This window comes from Streptomyces albus subsp. albus (assembly GCF_000719865.1).
GTDB lineage: Bacteria > Actinomycetota > Actinomycetes > Streptomycetales > Streptomycetaceae > Streptomyces > Streptomyces albus_E.
The window spans coordinates 1-23,754 of sequence record NZ_JOID01000047.1 but is presented as its reverse complement, the minus strand read 5'-3'; the positions used below and the strand labels follow the sequence as shown (position 1 = coordinate 23,754).

The window sequence follows — 23,754 nt, the reverse complement described above, 5'->3', positions numbered from 1 at the left end:
GGCGTTGACTTTTGGCACGCTGTTGAGTTCTCAAGGAACGGACGCTTCCTTCGGCCCCGTCTCCGGGCCCTCCGGGCGCTTCCCTTCGGTGTTTCCAACACTATCAGTGGTTTTGACTCTCTCCGACCAGTGCCCGGGGGCACACGCAGAGGACCGAAGTCGATTACCGCTTCAAGAAGTTGGAGGGTGCCGCCCACTCCGCACGGCCAGTCGCCGGTGCTCCTTCGTGGGCAGGGGTTCGACAGTACAGCGCACCGCCACGGCGAAGCAAATCGATTCGGCACCGGCCCGATTGGGGTCGCTTGACTTAGGCTTCTGGCAGCACGCCGCGCCCGGCTGGAGCAGCCGGTCGCCGCTTGATCGATCTCCGCTCGAGAGGCTTCCCATGACCACCGTGACGTCCCCGGTCGCCGGCCGTTCCATCGGACTCGCGGCGGTGCCCGATCCGGTGTTCTCCGGTGCGATGGTGGGCCCGGGCACCGCCGTTGACCCGCTGCGCGAGCCCTCGGTGGCCGTCGCGCCCGTGGACGGCATCGTCGTCTCCCTGCACCCCCACGCCTTCGTTGTCGTCGACGAGGAAGGGCACGGCGTGCTGACGCATCTGGGCATCGACACCGTGCAGTTCAACGGCGAGGGTTTTGAACTGCTGGTGAACAAGGGCGACACCGTGCGCCGGGGCGACTCGATCGTGCGGTGGGATCCCGCCCGGGTCGAGGCGGCCGGCAAGTCTCCGGTCTGTCCGGTCGTGGCGCTGGAGGCCACCGCGGAGTCGCTCTCCGACATCTCCGAGTCCGGTGACGTCACCGCGGGCGCCCTCCTCTTCTCCTGGACCTGAGCACGGCGCCGCCGCGGAACGGCGGATACGACTTCCCCGCGGCGGGCGGCAGGGCCCGGCCGCGCATCGATCGGAGACGAGTGCATGGAGACAACACTGCGAGGCGTCGGCGTGAGCCACGGAGTGGCGGTCGGCGAGGTACGGCACATGGGGACGGCGGTGCTGGAGCCGCCCGCCAAGCAGATTCCCGAGCACGAGGCGCCGCGTGAGCAGGCCCGGGCCCGGCGGGCCGTGGAAGCCGTGTCCGCGGATCTGACGGCGCGTGGGCAACTGGCCGGGGGTGAGGCTCAGGCAGTGCTCGAGGCCCAGGCGATGATGGCCCAGGATCCCGAGCTGATGGCGGATGTCGACCGCCGGATCGCGGTGGGCAGCACCGCTGAGCGTGCCGTCTACGACGCCCTCGCGGCGTACCGCTCGCTGCTCGCCGGGGCCGGGGAGTATCTGGCCGGACGGGTGGCGGATCTGGACGATGTGCGGAACCGGATCGTGGCGCGGCTGCTCGGGGTGCCGATGCCGGGGGTGCCGGACAGCGATGAGCCGTACGTGCTGATCGCGCGGGACCTGGCGCCGGCCGACACGGCACTGCTCGATCCGACGCTGGTGCTCGGCTTCGTCACCGAGGAGGGCGGGCCGACCAGCCACAGCGCGATTCTGGCGCGGGCTCTCGGGGTACCGGCCGTCGTGGCCCTGCCGGGGGCATGTGACCTGGGTGAGGGAACGGTCATCGCGGTCGACGGGAGCACCGGCGAGGTGTTCGTGGCGCCGAGCGCGGAGAAGCGGGCGGAGATCGAGGCGGCGGCGGCCGAGCGGCGGGCCGCGCTGTCCGCGGTGACCGGGCCGGGGGCGACCTCGGACGGACACAAGGTGCCGCTGCTGGCCAATATCGGCGGGCCGGCCGATGTGCCGGCGGCGGTCGAGGCGGGCGCCGAGGGCGTGGGGCTGTTCCGCACGGAGTTCCTCTTCCTGGACGACGGTGAGAACGCGCCGTCGGAGGAGAAGCAGGTCGATGCCTACCGGACGGTACTGGAGGCCTTTCCGGAGGGGCGGGTCGTCGTACGGGTGCTGGACGCGGGGGCCGACAAGCCGCTCGCCTTCCTGACGCCGGCCGACGAGCCGAATCCCGCACTCGGTGTGCGGGGCCTGCGGACCCTGCTCGACCACCCGGAGGTGCTGCGGACCCAGCTCACCGCGCTGGCCCGGGCCGCCGAGGGACTGCCGGTCTATCTGGAGGTCATGGCCCCGATGGTGGCCGACCGCACGGATGCCAGGGCGTTCGCCGACGCCTGCCGGGAGGCCGGGCTGCGGGCGAAGTTCGGGGCCATGGTGGAGATTCCGTCCGCCGCGCTGCGGGCCCGGTCGATCCTGCAGGAGGTGGAGTTCCTCTCGCTGGGCACCAATGACCTGGCGCAGTACACCTTCGCCGCTGACCGGCAGGTCGGTGCCGTGTCCAGGCTGCAGGACCCCTGGCAGCCGGCGCTGCTCGACCTGGTGGCGGTGTCGGCGGAAGCCGCCAAGGCGGAGGGCAAGAGCTGCGGGGTGTGCGGGGAGGCGGCCTCCGATCCGCTGCTCGCCTGCGTGCTGGCGGGCCTGGGGGTGACGAGTCTGTCCATGGGCGCCGCCTCGCTGCCGTATGTGCGCGCGACGCTGGCCCAGCACACCCTGGCCCAGTGCGAGCGGGCGGCGGCCGCCGCCCGGGCGGCCGACACGGCCGAGGAAGCCCGGCGGGCCGCGCAGGCGGTGCTGTCCGGGGAGTGATTCCGGGCGCGTGCGCGTTGGGCGCGTACGCGTCGGACGCGGTTCCCCTGTGACATGGGGCCGGTGGCCGCTCCGCTGTGGCGGAGCGGCCACCGGCCGTTTCCGGTCAGCCGCCTTCCGCCGGTGGTCCGCAGCAGCCGTCCGGTTCCGGGAGGTCGAATCCCGGGAGGTGGTCGACGCCCGGTTCGGGAGCCAACGGTTCGCCCGTCTCGGCGTCGGTGCAGTAGGCGGAGAAGACCTCGGCGGCCGTCAGGGGCCGCAGCCAGGCGTTCCGCAGGGCCCAGCCGCGGACCCGGTCGCGCCCCTCGGGGGCGCTGGTGCGCAGGACGACTCCGCCCGGGGCACCGGTGGCGATGCCCGCGGCGAGCACCGAGCAGAACAGCATGGTCTCCGCCTCGGGGCTCCGCAGCCCACCGCGCTCCCCGCTCTCGGCATGGAGGGCCGCGGTGAGCGGCGCGGAGCCGGCCGGCACGCTGCAGACCAGGTGGTGGATGCCCGGGCCCGCCGCGTCCATCAGCCGCAACAGGGCGTGGGAGGCGCGGGTGCAGGCGGTGCGGCCGATGTCCTCGCCGCAGCCGGGGCAGGCGCCCGCGGTGGCGAGGAGCATGGTGGCGATCTCCAGGCCGGCGCGGCGCTCGGCGGCGTCGACGAGTTGGGGTACCAGCAGGCCGACCGGCTGTCCGTCGTAGGGGACGGTGGCGCCGGCTGCGGCGACCTCGGCCGTGTAGCGGGCGCGGCTGGCCGGCTTCGCCGGGTCGAGCCCGTATTCGGCGCAGTAGGCGTGGTAGCGGTCCGGGTCGAGGAGGGCGACGGTGGTGTGGCCGTCCCGGGCGAGGAGGGCGCGGAGGGCGTCCTCGGTCTGGCGGAGGTAGGCGCGGTAGCCGTCGAGCGCGGTGAAGGGCGGGTAGTCCCGCATGGCGGCGAAATCGTCCTCGTCGGCCAGCAGGGCGAGGGTGGCGGCGGCTTCGCGGAGCAGCGGGTGCCGGACGGCTGTGGTCTTGCGGTCGGATCGGGACATGGCCGGGACTCCCCCTCGGTTACGTTCGGTTCCCCATGGAACCGGATTTCTCACTGAACGTAACCGAGGGGTCTGACATCGGGTCCCGGCTCCGGGGGCGGGCGGGGAGGGGCGGTGACCGGCGGCTCGCGGCCCGGGGCCGTGTGCGCCTTCCCCGGGTCCGCGGTCCCCGGCATCGCACTCCGCCGGGCACGCCTCCGCGCGGCGGTTCGGGGGAGCCCGGCGGCGGGCGGGGCGCCCGCCGCCGATGCCGCGTGCCGGTCCGCGCGACGGAGTGCCCGCCCTCAGGGGCGGCGGGTGGCGCGTTGTTCGGCGAGGCGCCCGTAGAAGCGGAGCAGTTCGATGTTGTCGACGGAGCCGGGGTTGACCGCCTTGTCGAGGGCGACGCCCTGGAGGAGCCGCTTGACGGGCACTTCGATGCGCTTGCCGGTGAGGGTGTGCGGAACGCCGGGTGCCTCGATGATCTCGTCGGGGACGTGACGGGGCGAGAGCTGCTCGCGGATGACGCGCTTGATCCGGTCGCGGAGCGCGTCGTCGAGGACGGCTCCCTCCGCGAGGTGGACGAAGAGCGGCATCCAGTAGCCGCCGTCGGGCTGTTCCACGCCGATGACGAGGGACTCCCGGATCTCGGGGAGCCGTTCGACGGCCTCGTAGATGTCGGCGGAGCCCATGCGGACGCCCTGGCGGTTGAGGGTGGAGTCGGAGCGGCCGTGGATGACGACGGAGCCGCGCGAGGTGACGGTGATCCAGTCTCCGTGGCGCCAGTTGCCGGGGAACATCTCGAAGTAGCTCTCGCGGTAGCGGGAGCCGTCGGGGTCGTTCCAGAAGCGGACGGGCATGGACGGCATGGGGTTGGTGACGACGAGTTCGCCGACCTCGTCGGTGACGGGCCGCCCCTGCGGATCCCAGGCCTGGAGGTCGGTGCCGAGGCTCGGTGCCTGGAGTTCGCCGATGTGGACGGGGAGGGTCGGGACGGCTCCGGCGAAGCAGCTGCAGACGTCGGTGCCGCCGCTGACGGAGGCGATCCACAGGTCCTCGGACACCTCGTCGTGGATCCAGCGGAAGCCGTCCGGCGGGAGGGGGGAGCCGGTGGTGGCGACGCACTTGACGCGGGAGAGGTCGAAGTCCCGGCCGGGGTGCGCTCCGGCCTTCCGGCAGGCCATGACGTACGCGGCGGAGGTGCCGTAGACGGTGGCGCCGGTGCGTTCGGCGACGCGCCACTGGGCGTCGGTGCCGGGGTAGCCGGGGCTGCCGTCGTAGAGGACGACGGTGGTGCCGGTGAGCAGGCCCGAGACGAGGAAGTTCCACATCATCCAGCCCGTGGAGGTGTACCAGAAGAAGCGGTCCTCCGGGCCGAGGTCGCAGTGGAGGCCGAGCTGCTTGAGGTGTTCGACGAGGATGCCGCCCTGGGACTGGACGATGGCCTTGGGCAGTCCGGTGGTGCCGGAGGAGTAGAGCACCCACAGCGGGTGGTCGAAGGGGACGTGCTCGAAGACCGGTTCGGTGTCGGCGGCGGTGAGGGCGTCCCACTCCAGGGCGCCCTCCGGGGCGGGGGTGCCGAGCAGGGGGATGTGCACGGTGGCGCGCAGGCCGGGGAGTTCGCGGCGGAGTTCGGCGACGGTCTCCGCGCGGTCGTGCTCCTTGCCGCCGTAGCGGTAGCCGTCGACGGTGAAGAGGACGACGGGCTCGACCTGCTGGAAGCGGTCGAGGACGCTGCGCGCGCCGAAGTCGGGGGCGCAGGAGGTCCAGACGCCGCCGACGGCGGCGGTGGCCAGGAGGGCTGTGGCGGCCTGGGGGATGTTGGGGAGGTAGCCGCTGACCCGGTCCCCGGGGCGGACGCCCAGGCGGCGGAGTTCGGCGGCGAGCGAGCCGACTTGGCGGCGCAGTTCGGCCCAGGTGACGGGGCGCGGTTCGTGGGTCTCGTCGACGTGCAGGAGGGCCGCCTCGCCGGCGCGGGCGGGGTCCTCGGCGGCACGGAGGGCGTGCTCGGCGTAGTTGAGGGTGGCGCCGGGGAACCAGGTGGCGCCGGGCATGGCGCGGTCGGCGAGGACGGTTTCGTACGGGGTGGCGAAGCGGACGTCGAACCACTCGGTGAGCGCCTGCCAGAAGGTGGCCAGCTCGTCCACGGACCAGCGGTGCAGGGCGGCGTAGCTCGCGGCCGGGTCGCCGGGGTCGGCGGCGGGGGCGCCGAAGCGCTCGGCGGCCCAGGCCTGGAAGCGGGTCAGCCGCGCGCCCTCGATCCGCTCGGGACCGGGGCTCCACAGGGGCTCCGGCTGCTCCGGGCGGTCTGCGGTCGTCGGTGCTGCGCTGTGCGCGGCGGTCATGGCGGCTCCCGTGCTGTGTTCACGCGTCGTGTGCGTCGTCGTCGCGCACGGACCGGCCCCCGGGGTGGTGGCCGGGGGCGTGCGTGTGCGCGGCGGCTGTGCAGGACGATGCCATGGGATCGTCCCGCGCACCAGGGCGGGTACGCCACAGCGGGTCGCCGCGGAGTGTGGGCCCGCCACACGCCGGGCCGTGGCTCCAGTGCGTGCCGGAGGGTCGTGCGCGGGCGTGGCGGCCGTTGTCCGGGGGTCCGGCCAAGGTGCGGTGAACGACAGTTGAACAAAGGACTGCCGGGCTCTCCCCGGTGGCCGGCCGAGTGGCAGTCTGAGCAGCATGGATGCGCGTGGCCTGGTGCGGTCGGTGGGGGTGCTGGGGGCGGCCCGGGGGGTGCGTTCGGCGTGGCGCCGGAGCCGTGCGGACGCGGCGGGGCTGCCGCGCCGGGGGACGGAGCGGGCCCGGGTCCCGGGAGCCGCCGTGGAGGCGGAGCCGCGGCCCGGCGGCGGGGTGGTGCGGTTCGCGCGGTCCTCGCTGCTGGTACGGGTGACGGTGGGCGGTGCGGTGTTCTGCGGCTGGGACGGTGCCGGGCCGGAGCCGTCGTACGGTCTGGCGCACGGTTGTCCGGCGGCCGACGCGCGGGCGGAGCTGGAGCCCGACACGGAGGGCGGCTGGCGTGTCGTCTCCGAGCGGATGACGGTGGCGGTCTCCCGCCACGGCGCGGTGGAGTTCCGCACGCCGGGCGGGGTGGTGCTGCGGCGGGATCTGCCGCCGCGCTGGTGGGACCCGGCGGATGCGGCGGATGCGGCGGATGCGGCGGATGCGGCGGATGCGGCGGATGCCGGAAACGCGGCGGGCGTGCCTTCGGGTGCGGGCGGCTCCCGCTGGACGCAGTGCTCCCGGGTGGCGGCGGACGCGCGGTTCTTCGGGCTCGGCGCCCGGGCCACGGGGCCGCGGCTGACCGACGGGGCGTACCGGCTCTGGAACACGGCCCCCGGCGGGGCGTTCGGGCCGGGGAGCGATCCGCTCCCGGTGACGATGCCCGTCCAACTGGTCGTCGCGGACGCGGGAACGCATCTGGTCTTCCACGACAACCCCTGGAACGGATGGGTCCGGCTGCGGGAGGGCGCGGAGGGCGCGGGGTCGGGGCACGACCGGCCGGGCAGTTGCGAACTGCGGTTCGACGGTGGCCCGGTGCGTTCCTGGACGGTGGTCGGCGGCCCGGCGCGGGTGCTGCGCGGCTGGACCGCGCTCACGGGGGCGCCCGCGCTTCCGCCGGGCTGGGCGTTCGGGCACCAGCACGCGTACGACGGCGCCGGCGGCGGAGACGCGGAGGATCCGCGCGCGGTGGCGGCGGCGTACCGGGAACTCGGGCTGCCGCTGTCGGCCCTGCACGCGGACTCCCCCGGCCTCCCGGCGCGGCGGAGGGCCGGGCGCGGGGATGGTCGCGGGGCGGCCGGCGGGGCCGTTCGCGGAAGCGGGGAGTGGCCCGGAGCCGGGACGGGTGCCGGCACCGGCACCGGCACCGGCACCGGGATCGGGTCCGGGACAGAGTCCAAAGCCGGGACGGGTTACAGGACCGGGACTGAGCGCGAAGCCGGGACGGGCCCCGGCGCCGGGACGGGGTCCAAGGCAGAGGCCGGGTCCGGGGCGGAGACGGGGTCCGCGCTGGGAAGGTCCGGTGCGGACACGGTCCGGCTGATGGCAGTGGTCCGTCCCGGGATACGCGCGGAGCGCGGCGATCCGGCGTACGACGGCGGGGTGGCCGCCGATGTCTTCGTACGGGACGCCAGGGGGCGCCGGGTGCGGGGGCTGACGACGGCGGGGGACGCCGTGTTCCCCGACTTCACCGACCCCCGGGTGCGCAAATGGTGGGGCGGCCTGCTGGACGAGCGGCTGCCGCGCGGTACCGCCGGCCTCTGGCTGGACGGGAACGAACCACTGTCCCTGGCCTCGTTCGGTGACGCCACGCTGCCGCTGTCGGCGCGGCACGCGCTGGACGGGAGGGAGGGTGACCACCGGGAGGCGCACAACGTCTACGGTCTGCTGATGGCCCGGGCCGCTCACGAGTACCTGTTCGAACTGCGGCCGCAGGAGCGGCCGTTCCTCGTCTCCAGCGCGGGCTGGGCGGGTACGCAGCGTTACGGGGGTGTGGTGGCCGGTCCAGCCGTGGCGGACTGGCAGGGGTTGCGGGCATCGCTGTCGCTGGTGCTCGGGCTGGGGCTGTGCGGGGTGCCGTACTGCGGCCCGGATGTCGGCGGCGGCGCGCCGATGGCGCCGGAGTTGTATCTGCGCTGGTTCCAGCTGGCGGCGTATCTGCCGCTGTTCCGTACCCGGTCGGCGGCCGCCCCCGGGGGCGGAAGGGCGAGCGAGCCGCGGGGGCCGTGGGAGGCCGCCCCCCGGTTGCCGGCGCACGCCCGGGCGGCGCTGGCCGGGCGCGAGCGGCTGCTGCCGTACTTCCTGACACTGGCTCGGATCGCCCGTCGCACCGGGGCCCCGTATGCGCGGCCGCTGTGGTGGAGCACGCCCGGCGACCGGCGGTTGCGGGACTGCGGTGACGCCTTCCTGCTGGGCGACGCGCTGCTGGTGGCACCCGTGCTGGAACGGGGGGCGGTACGGCGCGCGGTGCGGCTGCCGCGCGGACGCTGGTACGACACGGTGACCGAAGACGTGTACGAGGGGCCGGGGACGGCCGTGCTGGAGGCGCCGCTGTCCCGGATCCCGGTGCTGGCGCGGGCCGGCGCGGTGCTGCCGGTGGCGGCACCGGGGGGCGGGGTGGAGCTGGAGGTGTGGGCTCCGGCGCCGGGACGGACCGGGCGCGGGGTGCTCGCCACCGGCACGGGCGACGGTTCGGAGCGTTCCCGGTTCGAGCGGTTCACCACGCGGCTCGACGGCGGGCGGGTGGTGGTCGAGCGGGAGGGTGGCGGAGAGATCGGGCTGCCGCTGCGGATCCGCGGGATCTGAGGGGACGGGGCGCCGGCCCGTTGGACCGGTCGGGGCCCGTGGCCGGTGGCCGGGGCACTCCCGTTCCGCGATCGGCGGGAAGAGACCGCTCACCGGCGCTCGCCGCCTCGTCGGAGCGGCCTCGACGGCCGGTGTGGACCCGGAGGCGGTCGCAGCGCCCCCGGGGAGTGCCCACCCGCCGGCGGCGAGGAGAGCGGCGGACCGGAGGGCCGGGAGCAGCCGGGAGGCTCGGTCCGGCGTCCGGGCCGCGGACCGAGCCTCCCGGCTCTCCGGCCGCCCGCCCCACGGCCGGCCCACGGCTGCCGGAGCGTCCCGCCGCGTCGGACGGGGGCGTTGGACGGGCGCGTCAGACGGGCGCGTAGCGGTAGCGGCCCACGAACCAGCCGCGGGCGGCTTCCGTGTGCAGGGGGAACGCCAGTTCGGCGGGGGCGCCGAGGATCTCCCGGCCGTCGGTCTCGTCGGTGGTGGCGTACGGCGGCAGGTCCGCGGCGTCGCGTTCGGGTAGCAGTCCGAAGACCAGCAGGTGCCCGCCGGGAGAGCTGAGGACGTCCGCGAGGCGCACCTCCCGTGCGGCGGCCTCGATACCGGTCTCCTCGCGCAGTTCGCGGACGACGGCGGCGCGCCAGTCCTCGCCGTGGTCGATGAAACCCCCGGGCAGGGCGAGCAGCCCGCGCCCGGGCTCGATGGCGCGCCGGACCACGACCAGCCCCGTGCCGCCGGGCCGGCCGTCGGCCGCCGTACGGACGGGAAGCAGGGCCACCGCCACCGGCAGCGGATTGCGGTAGGAGACGCTGCCGCAGCCCGGGCAGGTACGGGGCCATCCGGTGCCGGGCGGGAAGGCGGCACCGCAGAAGGAGCAGTGGGAATGCGGTCGCGGCTCGGTGATCACGGCCGGACTGTAGCGGACGCGGGTCTTCCCCGGGGCGATATCGGCGGGACTCGGCAGCCCGGGCCGCGAAGGCCCCGATGCCGGCTGTCGGGGAGCCCGCGTGTGGACGCCGGTTCACCCCCGAGGACCGTGCCGGTGAGCGGGCGGCCGTCGTGGGTCCGGGCACTGCCGGTCCGGGCGTTTGGGGGGCGGGGGGCGGGTACCCCGCAAGGTGGGCAGGCCCGTCGGCCGACCACGGCGGGCACCGGCCGCCCTCGGCGGGCACGCACGGGTGCGGCCCCGGATGGACCGGTGGCCGGCGCGTGGGTCGTTGGCCGGCCCGCCGCCGTGATCGCGAGAGAGCGGTGCCGGACCCCGGGACACGTCCGGTGACCACGGGTTTGTGACCGACGGGACGCGGCGGTGGGCGTGAGGACCCCCTCATCGGCCGTGCGTCGGCGCGGTTCTCCGGAGGAAGGTGCGCCGGTGCGGTTTCCGGGAAGGCGCCGGTGCGGTAAAGGACTCCACATGTCTCAACTCCGTTGTGCCAGAAGCCCCGTGTCCCGTACCGGCATGCGTGCCCGGTTGGCGGCCGCGGCCGCCGCCCTGCTCGCCCTGGCCGCCGGCGCGCCGGCCGCTTCGGCCGCCCCTGCCGCCCCCGCCGCCGGCCCGGGCGAGGGCCGGGAGCCGCGCGCGCCCCGGGAGTTCGTCGATCTGCGGGCCGTGGACCGGTCGGTTCTGCACGACATCCGGTACGCCACCCGGCACAACTTCGTCGGCGACCGGATCGACGGCTACCGCAAACCGCTGTGCCTGCTCACCGAGCCGGCGGCCCGGGCGCTGAAGAAGGCGCAGCGCGACTTCCGGGCGCGCGGCTACTCCCTGAAGGTCTACGACTGCTACCGCCCGCAGCGGGCGGTGGACCACTTCGTGCGCTGGGCCGCGGACCCCGGCGACGAGCGGATGAAGCGGATGTTCTACCCGCGCGTCGACAAGTCCCGCCTGTTCGAGGACGGTTACATCGCCGATCGTTCCGGGCACAGCCGCGGCAGTACCGTCGATCTCACTCTGGTGCGGCTGCCGGCCGGGAAGAGCGGCCCCTACCGGCCCGGCGAGCCGCTGGTGCCGTGCACCGCGCCGCGCGAGGAGCGGTTCCCGGACAACTCCGTGGACATGGGCACCGGTTACGACTGCTTCGACACGCTCTCCCACACCCTCGACGAACGCGTCACGGGTGAGCAGCGCAGGAACCGGCTGCTCCTCAAGGAAGGGCTGGAGCGAGTGGGCTTTGTCAACTACGCCCAGGAATGGTGGCATTACACGTATCAGCCCGAGCCCTTCCCGGACAGCTACTTCGACTTCCCCGTCGACCGGCGCTCGCTGTCCGGCCGGAGCCGCGCGGAGGATTAGCCGGGGGCCCCGAGCCGGTGCGGGCCGGCCGCGCCGGTAGCCCGCGGGGCGGGCCGGCAGCGCCGGGTCATCCGTCTCCGGGTGCCCGGGGCCGGTCCCTTCTCTCGCGGACCGTCGGCGGCCGGCGCCCGTCCGGGACGGTGCGGCGGGCGCGGGACGGGTGGTGCCGTACGGATCGCGGAACGGGCGCGCGGTCCCGCGGCCCGTCAGGTCGTGACCGGCTCGGGCTGGTCCGGGGCGAAGGACATGGCGTGCTCGACGACGGAGATCAGCACTTCCTTGGCGGAGGCGCGCTCCCGCACGTCGCAGAGGACCACCGGGGTGCCGGGGGTGAGGTCGAGGGCCTCGCTGACCACTTCCGGCGGGTAGCGGTCGGCGCCGTCGAAGCAGTTGACGGCGACGGTGAACGGGATGCCGCGGCGCTCGAAGTAGTCGACGGCCGCGAAGCTGTCGCTCAGCCGCCGGGTGTCGGCGAGGACGACGGCGCCCAGCGCGCCCTGCGCCAGTTCGTCCCAGAGGAACCAGAACCGGTCCTGCCCCGGGGTGCCGAAGAGGTACAGGACCAGATCGTCGCGGAGCGAGATCCGGCCGAAGTCCATGGCGACGGTGGTGGTGCGTTTGCCCTCGATGCCGTCGAGGGAGTCCACCGGCCGCCCGACCTCGGTGAGCATCTCCTCGGTGCGCAGAGGCTTGATCTCGCTGACGGTGCTCACCAGGGTCGTCTTGCCGACGCCGAATCCGCCCGCCACCAGGATTTTCAGCGTGACCGGCTCGACGGCGGCCGCGCTGCGGCGTTCAGAACGCCCGAAGACCATCGATCTGTTCCTCCGTGTCATAGGGGCCGCGGGCCGGAGCGGTTCCGCAGGGCTCGGACGGGCCGTCCGGCGCCGGCGGGCCGGGGTCTCCGGCCGCGGTGACGGACCGGCGCCGCGGGCAGCGGAACCGGGCAACTCCCCGGGGACATGCGATCGTTCCCGATGGACTCTAGTCCCGGCAAGTGCCGGGCGTGTCACCGCCTCCGGCGGAACGGGCCGGGCGGGGAGCGGACCGGGGCGCGGACCGGGGGCGTACCGGACATCGCGGGATGCGCCGGACCCGGCCGCGGGCGGCCGTCCGGGCCCGCCGCCGGTCCGCCTCCGCCCGTGCCGTCAGCCGGTCTCCAGCGGCACGCGCCAGGTGACGGTCGTGCCGCCGCCCGGCGTGCCGGTCAACTCGAAGGAGCCGCCCAGCTGTTCGGCCCGCTCGGTGAGGTTGCGCAGCCCGCTGCGGCGTCCGCCCTCCGGGATGCCCACGCCGTTGTCGGAGACCGTGAGGACGAGGTCCGTGGCGGTCACCTTGACGGCCACGTCGGTGCGGGTGGCCTGGGCGTGCCGGGCGGCGTTGGACAGGGCCTCCGCGAGGACGGCGACCGCGTGGTCGGCCACCTGGCGGGGCACCTGGGTGTCGAGCAGGCCCTCCATGCGCAGGCTGGGCGGGAAGCCCATCGGTCCGGCGATCTCGCCGACCGCCTGGGCGATCCGGGCACGGAGGTTGTGGCCCTCCCCCGGCTGGCGGGCGCGCAGGCCGAAGATCGTCGAGCGGATGATCTTGATGGTCTCGTCGAGGTCGCCGACCGCCCGGACCACGCGTTCCGAGGCGCTGTCGTGCTCGATGAGGCGGGCGGCGCTCTGCAGCGTCATGCCGGTGGCGAAGAGCCGCTGGATGGCCAGGTCGTGCAGGTCCCGCGCGATCCGGTCGCGGTCCTCCAGCAGCGCGATCTGCTCGGCGTCCTGCTGCCGCTCCGCGAGCTCCATCGCCACGGCCGCCTGTCCGGCGAAGCCCAGCAGCGGTTCCGTCTCCTGGTCGCTGAAGGGGAGCCGGTCCTTCTCCCGGACGAGGAGCAGCACGCCGCGGACGCCGGTGGCGGTGCCGATGGGCACGGCCACCGCGGGGCCGAGGCCGACGAACCGTTCCGGCCCGGCGGAGATCCTGGGGTCGCCGGCGGCGTCGTTGCTGGTGACGGGGACGGCCTCGCGGAAGGCGAGCCCGCACAGGCTGGACTCGATGGGCAGCACCAGACCGCGGTGGATGTCCGACTCGCGGCCGATCGCCAGCTCCACGGACAGGTTGGCCCCGTCGCCGACGGGCAGGGCGATGACGGCCAGGACGGAGGACGTTATCTCCCGGGCGCGCTCGGCGATCCTGCCGAGCACCTCGCCGCGCGGCCGGCCGGAGAGCAGTTCGTAGGTGACCTCGCCGCTGGCCCGCAGCCAGCGCTCGCGCTGCCGGGACTCCTCGTACAGCCGGGCGTTGTCGATGGCCACACCGGCCGCCACGGCGAGGGTGGAGAGGACGGCCTCGTCCTCGTCGTCGAACTGTCCGCCGCCGCGCTTCTCGGTGAGGTAGAGATTGCCGAAGACCTTGCCGCGGACCCGGATGGGGGTGCCGGCGAAGCTGTTCATCGGCGGGTGGTTGGCCGGGAAGCCGTAGGAGGCCGTGTGGTCGGAGAGCTTGCTCAGCCGCAGCGGCTCGGGGTTGCGGATGAGCTCGCCCAGGATGCCGTGGCCGGCGGGGTACGGGCCGATGGCGGCGATCTCCTCATCGCTGAGGCCGACCGTGAGGAATTTCACCAGCCCCTTGCCGTCCTCGCTGATCACGCCCAGCGCGGCGTACTGGGCGTCGACCAGGGCCGCGGCCGCCTCGACGATGCGCTGGAGGACCCCCTCCAGGTCCAGCTCCCGCCCGACCGACAGGACGGCCTCCAGCAGGTGGTGCACGCGGTCCCGGGTGCCCCGCGCGGCGTCGATCCGGGCCTGCAGCTCCTCCAGCAGCTCGTCCAGCCGCAGCTGCGGCAGCCGCACGACGTTGCTCTCCTCGGCGCTTCCCACCCTGTGCTCACCTCCACATGGTCCCGGCGGGCCGAACGCCCGGCGGGGTCATATGCCCCACGGTATCCGGACCACGGGGGTGTCAGACACGCTCCCACCCCCGCCGGGGGCCGCGGGACCCCAGCTGGACGTCCCGGCTGCGGTAGACGATGTACGGGCGGGTGAGGTAACCGAGCGGCGCGGTGAGCATGTGCACGAGCCGGGTGAAGGGCCAGGCGGCGAAGAGGGCCAGCGCGCTGAGGGCGTGCAGCTGGAAGAGCACGGGCGCTCCGGCCATCAGGGCGGCGTCGGGCTGGAAGAAGAAGACGCCGCGGAACCAGGGCGAGATGGTGGTGCGGTAGTCGTAGCCGCCGCCGACGACGTTCGCGGCCACGGTGGCGACGAGCCCCAGGACGATGGCGAGCACCAGCAGCAGGTACATGAACTTGTCGTTGCGCGTGGTGGCCATGAAGACCGGGCCGACGGTGCGCCGCCGGTAGACGAGGATGGCGATGCCGGCGAGGGTGCTGATGCCCGCGATGGTGCCCAGGACGACGGCCGTGACGTGGTAGGTGTGCTCGCTGATCCCGGCGGCCTCGGTCCAGCTCTTGGGGATCACCAGCCCGCCGATGTGGCCGAGGAGCACCACCAGGATGCCGAAGTGGAAGAGGGGGCTGCCGATCCGCAGCAGCCGGCTCTCGTGGAGCTGGGAGGAGCGGGTGGTCCAGCCGAACTTGTCGTAGCGGTAGCGCCAGACGTGACCGGCGATGAACATCGTGAGGGCGATGTACGGCAGCACCACCCACAGGACGATGTCCAGGGCGCCGGCCTGGCCCCCGGCGGTCTCGGCCGTTCCGGCGGCCAGGGCGGGCAGGGACACCGGTGTCGCGGCGGGGGGAGTCATCGGCGGCCTCCGACGGGATCGGGCATGAACTGCGGGGGTGTGAAGGGGGCCAGGCCGACCTCTTCCTCGGGCGGGCCCTCGGCGGCGAGCCGGGCGACGGCCTCCCGCTCGTCCCCGCGCAGCGGGGGCAGGGTGGCCGAGACGGAGTCCAGGACGTACGCCCAGGGCGCCTCCGCGTCGCGCAGGGCGAGGCGCAGCAGTTCCAGCCCGGCGCGGTGGTCGAGGAGCAGCTTGCGGCCGGCCTCCGGGTGCTGGGCGGCGAACTCCAGGACGACGGCGAGGTGGTCGGGGAGTTCGTCGTCGGTGAGCCGCAGTCCGGCCCGGGCGTAGGTCTGTTTCAGCCGGAGGAGGGCGACGCCGCGCTTCCGGGTGTCGCCGTGGGCGTAGTAGGTGAGGAACGGGCAGCAGCGCTTGCGGTGGTCGAAGAGGGCCACGTAGTCGGCGGCCAGCGCGGTGAGCGGCCTGCTGCCGGCGTGGTCGAGGAAGCGGAGGAGCGGTGCGCCGGCCGCTTCCGGCAGGGCCCCGGCGGCCTGCCGGGCGAGCCGGGTGTGCGCGGGGAAGTCCTCCTCCGGGTAGGCCAGCAGCAGCGAGTGCACCTGCCAGGCGACGGGGATCCAGGGGGCGACGGAGCCGCTCACGGCCGGTCCTCCTTGTGCTCGGGGCCGCCGGCCGCGTCCGGGCCGCCGGATCCGGTGCCGGATGTCTCAGGGCCGCCGGAGGTGTTCGGGGAGGAGCCGCGCTGTTCGCTCTCGGGCGGGAACAGTCCCTCGGGGTGCCCCTTGCCGTCCCAGTTGAGGAGGTTGACGCGGGCGGTCTTGTCCTCGGGGGAGGCGAAGCTGTCGGAGGTCTGCCGGTCGCGCAGCGCCTGGAAGTTCTCCACGGCGATGGGGCTGGCGCCGCCGGACGCCTCGCCGAAGGGGCCGGAGCCGCCCGGCAGCCCTGCGCCGCCCATCCCGGGGCCGCCCTCGTAGTCGAGGCTGCACTCGGTGGCGAGTTCCTCCAGGTTGTGCGCCTGTTCGGCGTGGGCGGGCGGGATGACGTAGCGCTCGTCGTACTTGGCGAGGGCCAGCAGCCGGTACATGTCGTACATCTGCTCCTCGCCCATGCCGACGGCGGCGGGGATGGAGCCGTCGGGTTCCCGGCCGAGGTTGATGTCGCGCATGTAGGAGCGCATGGCGGCCAGCCGGCGCAGGACCGCGTCGACGGGGGCCGGGTCGCCGGCGGTGAAGAGCTGGGCGAGGTAGTCGACGGGGATGCGGAGGGCGTCGATGGCGGCGAAGAGGTTGCCGGAGTCCTCGGCGTCGTAGCCGGTGTCGCGGACGACGTCGACGACCGGGGAGAGCGGCGGGATGTACCAGACCATGGGCATGGTGCGGTACTCGGGGTGGAGCGGCAGGGCCACCTTGTAGGTGTTGATGAGGGCGTGGATCGGGGAGCGCTGGGCGGCCTCGATCCAGTCGCGCGGGATGTCCGCCTTCTCGGCCTCGGCGATGACCTCCGGGTCGTTGGGGTCGAGGAAGACCTCGCGCTGGGCCTCGTAGAGCCCGGTGTCGTCGGGGGTGGAGGCGGCTTCGAGGACCTTGTCGGCGTCGTAGAGCATCAGGCCGATGTAGCGGAGCCGGCCGACGCAGGTCTCGGAGCACACGGTGGGCAGCCCGACCTCGACGCGCGGGAAGCAGAAGGTGCACTTCTCCGCCTTGCCGGTGCGGTGGTTGAAGTAGATCTTCTTGTACGGGCAGCCGGTGACGCACATCCGCCAGCCGCGGCAGCGGTCCTGGTCGACCAGGACGATGCCGTCCTCCTCCCGCTTGTAGATGGCGCCGGAGGGGCAGGAGGCGGCGCAGGACGGGTTGAGGCAGTGCTCGCAGATGCGCGGCAGGTAGAACATGAAGGTCTCTTCGAACTGGAACTTGACCTTCTCCTCGATGCCGGCGAGGAGCACGTCCTTGTCGCCGTGGTCGGGGGAGCCGCCGAGGTCGTCGTCCCAGTTCGCCGACCAGCTGATCTTCATGTCCTTGCCGGTGATCAGCGACTTGGGCCGGGCGACCGGGCTGTGCTCCTGGAGCGGGGCGTTGGTGAGTGTCTCGTAGTCGTATGTCCAGGGCTCGTAGTAGTCGTCGAGGGCGGGGAGCTTGGGGTTGGAGAAGATGGTGATGAGCTTCTTGAACCGGCTGCCGGCCTTGAGTCCGAGCCGGCCGCGCTTGTTGAGCTCCCAGCCGCCGCGCCAGGTCTCCTGGTCCTCGTAGCGGCGGGGGTAGCCCTGGCCGGGGCGGGTCTCGACGTTGTTGAACCAGACGTACTCGACACCGCTGCGGTTGGTCCACGCCTGCTTGCAGGTGACGGAGCAGGTGTGGCAGCCGATGCACTTGTCGAGGTTCATCACCATCGCCATCTGTGCCATGACGCGCATCAGTACTGCACCTCCTGGCCGCGGCGGCGGATGACGGTGACCTCGTCGCGCTGGTTGCCGGTGGGGCCCAGATAGTTGAACGCATAGCTCAACTGGGCGTAGCCGCCGATGAGATGGGTGGGTTTGACCAGGAGCCGGGTGAGGGAGTTGTGGATGCCGCCGCGCCGCCCGGTGGTCTCGGTGCGGGGGACGTCGATGAGCCGGTCCTGCGCGTGGTGCATGTAGACGGTGCCCTCCGGCATGCGGTGGGAGACGACGGCGCGGGCGGTGACGACGCCGTTGCGGTTGACCGCCTCGATCCAGTCGTTGTCGTGGATGCCGAGCTTGGCGGCGTCCTCCTGGGCCATCCAGATGGTCTGCCCGCCCCGGGAGAGGGAGAGCATGAAGAGGTTGTCCTGGTACTCGGAGTGGATCGACCACTTGTTGTGCGGGGTGAGGTAGCGCAGGGTCAGCCCGGCCTCGCTCTGCTCGCCGAGCCGGGGCTCGTCGAACAGGGCGTGCATGTTGAGCGGGGGCCGGTAGACGGGCATCCACTCGCCGAGTTCGGCCATCCAGTCGTGGTCGAGGAAGAAGTGCTGGCGGCCGGTGAGGGTGTGCCAGGGCTTCAGCCGTTCGACGTTGATGGTGAACGGCGAGTAGCGGCGGCCGCCGGACTCGGAGCCGGACCACTCGGGGGAGGTGATGACGGGCACGGGCGCGGCCTGGGTGTCGGCGAAGCTGACCTGCTTGCCCTCGTTCTCGGCGGCCAGGTCGGCGAGCCGGGTGCCGGTGCGGGTCTCGACCTGGCGGAAGCCCTGGGTGGCCAGATGGCCGTTGGTGGTGCCGGAGAGGGCGAGGATCGCCTCGCACGCCTGGACGTCGCGGGCGATGGTCGGGCGGCCGTCGGCGGGGCCGCCGCGGACGGTGCCGTTCTTGTGCCGGAGGTACTCCAGTTCCCGTTCGTAGTGGAAGGTGACGCCCTTGGTGGTGGCGCCGAGGGTGTCCAGGAGGGGGCCGAGGGCGGTCATCTTGTCGGCGACGGCCGTGTAGTCGCGTTCGACGGTGATGAGCTTGGGCATGGTGCGGCCGGGGACGGGCTCGCACTCCCCCGCCTTCCAGTCGCGCACCCGGCCGTGCGGGTTGGCCATCTCGTCGGGGGTGTCGTGCAGCAGGGGCGCCGCGACCACGTCCTTGACGGTGCCGAGGTGTCCGGCCGCGAGGGTGCTGAAGGTCTTGGCGATGGTGTTGAACGCGTCCCAGTCCGTCCGGGTCTGCCACGGCGGCGGGATCGCGGGGTTGAAGGAGTTCACGAACGGGTGCATGTCCGTGGTGTTGAGGTCGTGCTTCTCGTACCAGGTGGCGGCGGGCAGCACCACGTCGGAGTAGAGGGTGGTGCTGGTCATCCGGAAGTCGAGGGTCAGCAGCAGGTCGAGCTTGCCGGTGGGGGCCTCCTCGCGCCAGGTGACGTCGCGGGGGCGGGCGCCGGGCGGGGCCTCGGTGGCGCGGACGGAGGAGTCGGCGCCGAGGAGGTGCTTGAGGAAGTACTCGTTGCCCTTGGCGGAGGAGCCGAGGAGGTTGGCCCGCCAGATGGTGAGGACGCGCGGGAAGTTCTCGGGCGCGTCCGGGTCCTCGCCGGCGAAGCGGAGGTTGCCGGACTTCAGTTCGCCGACGATGTGCTCGCCGGGTTCGCGGCCGGCGGCGGCCGCCTCCTCGGCGAGGGTGATCGGGTTGCGGTTGAAGGTGGGGTAGGACGGCATCCAGCCCATCCGGGCGGATTGCGCGATGACGTCGGCCGTGGACTTGCCGGTGAAGCTGCCGCCGGCCGTGGTGGCGGAGAGGGCGTCGGCGCCGAAGGGGTCGTAGCGGAACTGGTCGGAGTGGAGGTACCAGTACGCGGTCTGGATCATCTGCCGGGCGGGCCGGTTCCAGTCGGAGGCCGTGGCCAGGGCGGAGTAGCCGGTGACGGGCCGGACCTTCTCCTGGCCGACGTAGTGCGCCCAGCCGCCGCCGTTGACGCCCTGGCAGCCGGTGAGGGTGGTCAGGGTGAGGAAGGCGCGGTAGATGGTGTCGGAGTGGAACCAGTGGTTGGTGCCCGCGCCCATGACGATCATCGAACGGCCGCGGGACTCCTCGGCGTTGGCCGCGAACTCCCGGGCGATGCGGGCCGCCTGCTCCCCCGGCACTCCGGTGATCTTCTCCTGCCAGGCGGGGGTGTAGGGCTGCTCGGTGTCCTCGTAGCCGCTGGGCCACTCGCCGGGCAGGCCTTCGCGGCGCACGCCGTACTGGGCCAGCAGCAGGTCGTAGACGGTCGTGACCAGGCGGCCCGCGACGCGGCGGACGGGGACGCCGCGGCGCAGCCGCCCCGCGGAGCCGTCGGGGGTGTCGAAGCGGACCAGGTCGACCTCCACCGGCGGCTCGCCGCCGCCGTCGGCGCTCAGCAGCGGGTCGGTGTCGCCGAGGTCGAGGTTCCAGTGGCCGGCACCCGACTCGCCGAAGCGGTGGCCCAGGGAGCCGCCGGGCACCACCGGGCGGCCGGTGGCGGCGTCGAGGAGGACGGTCTTGAAGTCGGCGTTCTCGGCCGCGGCCTCCTCACCGTCCAGATCGGCCGCGGTGAGGAACTTGCCGGGCTTGTAGGCCGGACCCCCGGCACCCTCTCCGCCTGTGCCTTCTCCGGTCTCCTCCAGGGTGACCAGGTAGGGCAGGTCGGTGTAGCGCTTGACGTAGTCGGTGAAGTAGGGGGTGGCGCGGTCGGTGAAGAACTCCTTGAGGACGACGTGGCCCATGGCCATGGCCAGCGCGCCGTCGGTACCGGGGCGGGCGGGCACCCACTCGTCGGCGAACTTGACGTTGTCGGCGTAGTCGGGGGCGACGGCGACGACCTTCTGGCCGCGGTAGCGCGCCTCCGCCATCCAGTGCGCGTCGGGGGTGCGGGTGACCGGGAGGTTGGAGCCCCACATGACGAGGTAGCCGGCATCCCACCAGTCACCCGACTCGGGGACGTCGGTCTGGTCGCCGAAGACCTGCGGGGAGGCGACGGGCAGGTCGGCGTACCAGTCGTAGAAGGACAGCATGACGCCGCCGACGAGGGAGTAGAAGCGGGCGCCGGCCGCGTGGGAGACCATCGACATCGCGGGGATCGGCGAGAAGCCGGCGAGCCGGTCCGGCCCGTACTCCTTGATGGTGTGCACATGGGCGGCGGCGATCAGCTCGGCCGCCTCGCCCCAGCTCGCCCGGACCAGGCCGCCCTTGCCGCGGGCGGACTTGTAGCGGCGGGCGCGCTCGGGGTCGGAGGTGATCTCGGCCCAGGCGAGCACGGGGTCGCCGAGGCGCTGTTTGGCCTCCCGGTACATCTCCAGCAGGAGACCGCGGATGTACGGGTAGCGCACCCGGGTGGGCGAGTACGTGTACCAGGAGAAGGCGGCGCCGCGCGGGCAGCCGCGGGGCTCGTACTCCGGGGAGTCGGGGCCCACCGAGGGGTAGTCGGTCTGCTGCGACTCCCAGGTGATGATGCCGTCCTTGACGTACACCTTCCAGGAGCAGGAGCCGGTGCAGTTGACCCCGTGGGTCGAGCGGACCACCTTGTCGTGGCTCCAGCGGTCGCGGTAGAAGTCGTCCGCCTGCCGGCCGCCGATCCGGTGGAGCGTGCGCTTGTCGCCGGAGACCTCGGCCCGGGTGAAGAATCTGCGGGTGCCGACCAGGGCGTCGGCCAGTTCACCGTCCAGGCCCGGTGCCGCGCCTTCCCGGTTCCGTCCCTTGCTCCCCATCCTCACCATGGCGTCCTTTTCCCGGGCACGTGAACCCGTGTGTCGTACGGCGGTTCGGAACTGCGAGCTCCGCCGCCACCCAACGACACATCGCGCCGCAACGCAAGATCCCCCGCCGCGTGTTCACCAACCCCCGGCCAGGTCAGCGCTGGTGAACACAGAGGGGAACGGGCCAGTGCCCGGGGGTGTCCGGTCAGGCGGCCGGGAGCCGGGTGCCCACCCGCTGCCGCACCGCCTCGACCGCCTCCCACTCCTCGGTCGCCAGCATGGCCAGGGCGGCGGGGAAGACGCCGTCCTGTTCCTTGAGGATGTGGTCCCGCAGCACGGCCAGGGCCTCCTCCAGGCGCTGCGGCCAGGACGGGTCGGCGGGGACCGCCCCGGTGGCGTCCGCACCGGCACCGCTGTCTCCGCCGTCCGGGTCGCCGGCCTCGGCGAGGACGGCCTCGATGCGGCGGTGCTCGTCCTCCAGCGCGGCGATCTGGTCCGGGAAGTCCGCGGTGAGCGCGGGGAAGAGGCCGTGCTCCTCGACCTCGGTGTGCGGGCCGAGGACGCCGGCGATGCGCCGGGCGGTGGCGGCCATCCGGGGCAGGTCGCCGTCGCGGCGGGCCTCCCGCACCTCGGAGATCATGGCGACGACGAGGTCGTGCTCGCGGGTCAGCTCGTCGATGGAGGTCAGCGACTGGCAGCCGCAGTACTCGCACATGGGGTCGGCTCCTTCTGTGTGCCGGTGTGCCGTGGGGGCGGCGGGGTGGTGGACCCGGGGCCGGGGCGGTCAGGCGCCGTGGCCGGAGATCTCCGCGCGGACCTTGGTGAGGGTGAAGGCCAGAGCGGCCGCGGACACCACTGCGAGCAACACCAGACCGATGGCATAACTTCCCGTGGCTCCGTAGACGGCGCCCATGACGAGCGGCGGAACGAAGCCGCCGAGGCCGCCGGCCGCGCCGACCACACCGGTGACCGACCCGACCCGCTCGGGCGGGGTGATGAGGGCCACCAGGGCGAACACGGCGCCGCTGCCGACGCCCAGGGCCGCGGCCATCGCCAGGAAGGCGATGGTGCCGAGCGGCATCAGATCCGGGGTGAACGACTGGACCACTGCTCCCGCGGCCACCACGCCCAGCGCGACGGCCAGCACCCGCACCGGACCGAAGCGGTCCGAGAACCAGCCGCCCAGGGGGCGCATCAGCACGGCCAGCAGCACGAAACCGGCCATCCGGTTGGCGGCGTCGGCGGGCTCCAGACCGTAGGCGGTCCTGAGGTAGACCGGAAGATAGACCGAGAAGGCCACGTAGCCGCCGAAGGCGAGGGCGTACAGACCGGACGCCTGCCAGGTCGCGGCCAGCCGCGCGGTGACCGCCAGCCGGCTCAGCAGTGAGCCGGAGGACACCGTGCGGCCGGGGACGTCCCGCAGCACGAGGTAGGCCACGACCGCGTACACGGCCAGGGCGACGGCCGTGATGACGAAGGGCGCGGCGGTCCCGTACTCCTTGACCAGGTTGACCGTGGTCAGCGCGCTGATCGCGGTGCCGCCCATGCCGGCGCCGAAGACACCGACGGCGAGACCCCGGCGCTCGGGCGGAAACCAGGAGTTGACGAAGGGGACGCCGACGGCGAAGGCCGTTCCGCCGATGCCGAGGAAGAAGCCGCCGATCAGCAGCCCGGCGAAGGTGGTGTGCCCGGCCAGCCCGAGATAGAGCACGGGGACGATGGTCGCGGCGGAGACCAGGGGGAACATGACCCGGCCGCCGTAGCGGTCGGTGAGGGCCCCCACCGGGATGCGGCCGACGGAGCCGACGATCACGGGTACCGCGACGAGCAGCGACTGCTCGAACGAGGAGAGGTCGAGGATCTCCTGGAAGCGCGGCCCCAGCGGGCTGAGCAGCGCCCAGGCCCAGAAGTTGAGGGCGAATCCGAGGGTGGCCAGGGTCAGCATCAGTCCGCGCGGCCCGGGCGAGGCTCCGGTGCCGGACGGCGGGGGCGCCGCGGTGGCCGCTCGTGACGTGTGGTCCATGGGGGTGTCCGCATCCCTCGTGTGGCTGTCTGTGGTCATCGTGTCCCCGGCTGTCGCTCGAAAGAGTCCGAATGGAGAGGGGCTGAGAGGCACCGGGGCCGCGGCGGGTTCCCTATGGGTGCCCTCCGGCCGCGGGTGTCATCCCCGTGTGTTCCAGGATCTTCACTCTCCCGGTGAGCGGTTAGGGACCATTGGGGCCGTCGCGGGGGCCCTGTGGTCTCCGGTTTCCCTTATGACGTGGGGTCATGTGGCCGGTGCTCCGGCGCACGTCACGGGCGGCGCCGCCGGCGGCGGGAGCACGCCGGGCGGAACGGCGAGCAAGGCCATGGCCGGCGCCCGCGCCGTCTTGAGGTCCGCGGCCGTGGGCCCGGCCGTGAGGGGAGGCCGCCGCCATGACGGCGGGAACGGCGCGAGTTCGGCGGTCGGCATCCGGCCGTGGCCGGGCTCGGCCCGGCGAGGCCCGGGGGACCGCCCCGGCGCGGGGCGGTCAGCAGCCCGGTGCTGAGCCGGGCGGGGAGGAGACCCGTGTGGTGGGGCCGCTGGGTGCGGAACGCCCCAAGGACGGGTGGGGAGACGGCAGGCGATGCGGGAGGCACGAAACGCCCCGGCCGTGGCGGCGGGGCGTTCGTGACGCGGTACGGGCGATGGGGGGACGGGGAGGGGCGTGGTGGGGG

Annotated in this window: 15 protein-coding genes; 4 read left to right on the top strand and 11 right to left on the bottom strand. The window is 73.5% G+C overall.

All coding sequences use genetic code 11. The features are described from left to right. Positions 1-385: 385 nt before the first annotated feature. Both IF83_RS0128370 and ptsP read left to right on the top strand, forming a co-directional pair. Entirely contained in the window at positions 386-835 is a 450-nt protein-coding gene (locus IF83_RS0128370; protein ID WP_030549053.1) for a PTS sugar transporter subunit IIA, read from the top strand. 84 nt (positions 836-919) lie between these two features. Continuing rightward, positions 920-2,590 (top strand): phosphoenolpyruvate--protein phosphotransferase, encoded by a 1,671-nt coding sequence (gene ptsP / locus IF83_RS0128365; RefSeq protein WP_030549051.1) that lies wholly within the window; start codon positions 920-922, stop codon positions 2,588-2,590. Positions 2,591-2,696: 106 nt separating this feature from the next. Here the strand turns inward: ptsP and IF83_RS0128360 are convergent, their stop codons facing one another. Together IF83_RS0128360 and IF83_RS0128355 are read right to left on the bottom strand one after the other, a co-directional pair. Continuing rightward, a complete protein-coding gene (locus IF83_RS0128360) occupies positions 2,697-3,608 on the bottom strand; it encodes a hypothetical protein (RefSeq protein ID WP_037681827.1) in 912 nt (303 codons plus the stop codon). 284 nt (positions 3,609-3,892) lie between these two features. Then, complete coding sequence (locus IF83_RS0128355; protein WP_030549047.1) at positions 3,893-5,932, bottom strand: acetoacetate--CoA ligase; 2,040 nt, start codon at positions 5,930-5,932, stop codon at positions 3,893-3,895. Positions 5,933-6,263: 331 nt separating this feature from the next. Between IF83_RS0128355 and IF83_RS0128350 the strand changes: the two genes are divergently transcribed. Beyond that, on the top strand, positions 6,264-8,888 hold the full coding sequence (locus tag IF83_RS0128350) for a glycoside hydrolase family 31 protein (RefSeq protein WP_030549045.1): 2,625 nt from the start codon (positions 6,264-6,266) through the stop codon (positions 8,886-8,888). Positions 8,889-9,234: 346 nt separating this feature from the next. Here the strand turns inward: IF83_RS0128350 and IF83_RS0128345 are convergent, their stop codons facing one another. Then, on the bottom strand, positions 9,235-9,777 hold the full coding sequence (locus IF83_RS0128345) for an NUDIX domain-containing protein (RefSeq protein WP_037681824.1): 543 nt from the start codon (positions 9,775-9,777) through the stop codon (positions 9,235-9,237). A gap of 552 nt (positions 9,778-10,329) precedes the next feature. On the opposite strand from IF83_RS0128345, the gene IF83_RS0128340 reads away from it, so the two are divergent. After that, entirely contained in the window at positions 10,330-11,166 is an 837-nt protein-coding gene (locus IF83_RS0128340) for a M15 family metallopeptidase (RefSeq protein WP_030549042.1), read from the top strand. A gap of 206 nt (positions 11,167-11,372) precedes the next feature. On the opposite strand, the gene IF83_RS0128335 is transcribed toward IF83_RS0128340, so the two are convergent. The 8 genes from IF83_RS0128335 to IF83_RS0128300 all read right to left on the bottom strand — a co-directional run bounded on the left by IF83_RS0128335 (position 11,373) and on the right by IF83_RS0128300 (position 23,080). After that, positions 11,373-11,981 (bottom strand): GTP-binding protein, encoded by a 609-nt coding sequence (locus IF83_RS0128335; RefSeq protein WP_030549040.1) that lies wholly within the window; start codon positions 11,979-11,981, stop codon positions 11,373-11,375. Between the two features lie 333 nt (positions 11,982-12,314). Further along, positions 12,315-14,033, bottom strand: coding sequence for a sensor histidine kinase (locus IF83_RS0128330; protein WP_030549038.1), 1,719 nt, complete (start codon positions 14,031-14,033; stop codon positions 12,315-12,317). An 82-nt stretch (positions 14,034-14,115) separates the two neighbouring features. Beyond that, positions 14,116-14,832 carry a respiratory nitrate reductase subunit gamma gene (gene narI, locus IF83_RS0128325; RefSeq protein ID WP_030549036.1) on the bottom strand — a complete coding sequence of 239 codons (717 nt, stop codon included), beginning with the start codon at positions 14,830-14,832 and terminating at the stop codon, positions 14,116-14,118. A gap of 80 nt (positions 14,833-14,912) precedes the next feature. Beyond that, on the bottom strand, positions 14,913-15,554 hold the full coding sequence (narJ, locus tag IF83_RS0128320; protein WP_030549034.1) for a nitrate reductase molybdenum cofactor assembly chaperone: 642 nt from the start codon (positions 15,552-15,554) through the stop codon (positions 14,913-14,915). Beyond that, the gene (narH, locus tag IF83_RS0128315) at positions 15,551-17,326 is read right to left on the bottom strand and encodes a nitrate reductase subunit beta (RefSeq protein WP_078843979.1); all 1,776 of its coding nucleotides are present in this window, start codon (positions 17,324-17,326) and stop codon (positions 15,551-15,553) included. Before narH ends, narJ begins: the two co-directional genes overlap by 4 nt. Next, positions 17,326-21,069 carry a nitrate reductase subunit alpha gene (locus tag IF83_RS0128310; RefSeq protein ID WP_037681818.1) on the bottom strand — a complete coding sequence of 1,248 codons (3,744 nt, stop codon included), beginning with the start codon at positions 21,067-21,069 and terminating at the stop codon, positions 17,326-17,328. Before IF83_RS0128310 ends, narH begins: the two co-directional genes overlap by 1 nt. Positions 21,070-21,262: 193 nt before the next feature. After that, entirely contained in the window at positions 21,263-21,772 is a 510-nt protein-coding gene (locus IF83_RS0128305) for a hemerythrin domain-containing protein (protein ID WP_030549031.1), read from the bottom strand. Positions 21,773-21,841: 69 nt separating this feature from the next. Beyond that, positions 21,842-23,080: an MFS transporter gene (locus tag IF83_RS0128300; protein ID WP_030549030.1), complete on the bottom strand. Its 1,239-nt coding sequence runs from the start codon at positions 23,078-23,080 to the stop codon at positions 21,842-21,844. Between the last annotated feature and the right edge of the window lie 674 nt (positions 23,081-23,754).

Excerpts from the sequence above, each read along its gene's own strand:
- IF83_RS0128370 (WP_030549053.1), top strand. The coding sequence starts at position 386 with ATGACCACCGTGACGTCCCCGGTCGCCGGCCGTTCCATCGGACTCGCG.
- ptsP (WP_030549051.1), top strand. The coding sequence starts at position 920 with ATGGAGACAACACTGCGAGGCGTCGGCGTGAGCCACGGAGTGGCGGTC.
- IF83_RS0128360 (WP_037681827.1), bottom strand. The coding sequence starts at position 3,608 with ATGTCCCGATCCGACCGCAAGACCACAGCCGTCCGGCACCCGCTGCTC.
- IF83_RS0128355 (WP_030549047.1), bottom strand. The coding sequence starts at position 5,932 with ATGACCGCCGCGCACAGCGCAGCACCGACGACCGCAGACCGCCCGGAG.
- IF83_RS0128350 (WP_030549045.1), top strand. The coding sequence starts at position 6,264 with ATGGATGCGCGTGGCCTGGTGCGGTCGGTGGGGGTGCTGGGGGCGGCC.
- IF83_RS0128340 (WP_030549042.1), top strand. The coding sequence starts at position 10,330 with ATGCGTGCCCGGTTGGCGGCCGCGGCCGCCGCCCTGCTCGCCCTGGCC.
- IF83_RS0128335 (WP_030549040.1), bottom strand. The coding sequence starts at position 11,981 with ATGGTCTTCGGGCGTTCTGAACGCCGCAGCGCGGCCGCCGTCGAGCCG.
- narH (WP_078843979.1), bottom strand. The coding sequence starts at position 17,326 with ATGCGCGTCATGGCACAGATGGCGATGGTGATGAACCTCGACAAGTGC.
- IF83_RS0128310 (WP_037681818.1), bottom strand. The coding sequence starts at position 21,069 with ATGGGGAGCAAGGGACGGAACCGGGAAGGCGCGGCACCGGGCCTGGAC.
- IF83_RS0128305 (WP_030549031.1), bottom strand. The coding sequence starts at position 21,772 with ATGTGCGAGTACTGCGGCTGCCAGTCGCTGACCTCCATCGACGAGCTG.
- IF83_RS0128300 (WP_030549030.1), bottom strand. The coding sequence starts at position 23,080 with ATGGACCACACGTCACGAGCGGCCACCGCGGCGCCCCCGCCGTCCGGC.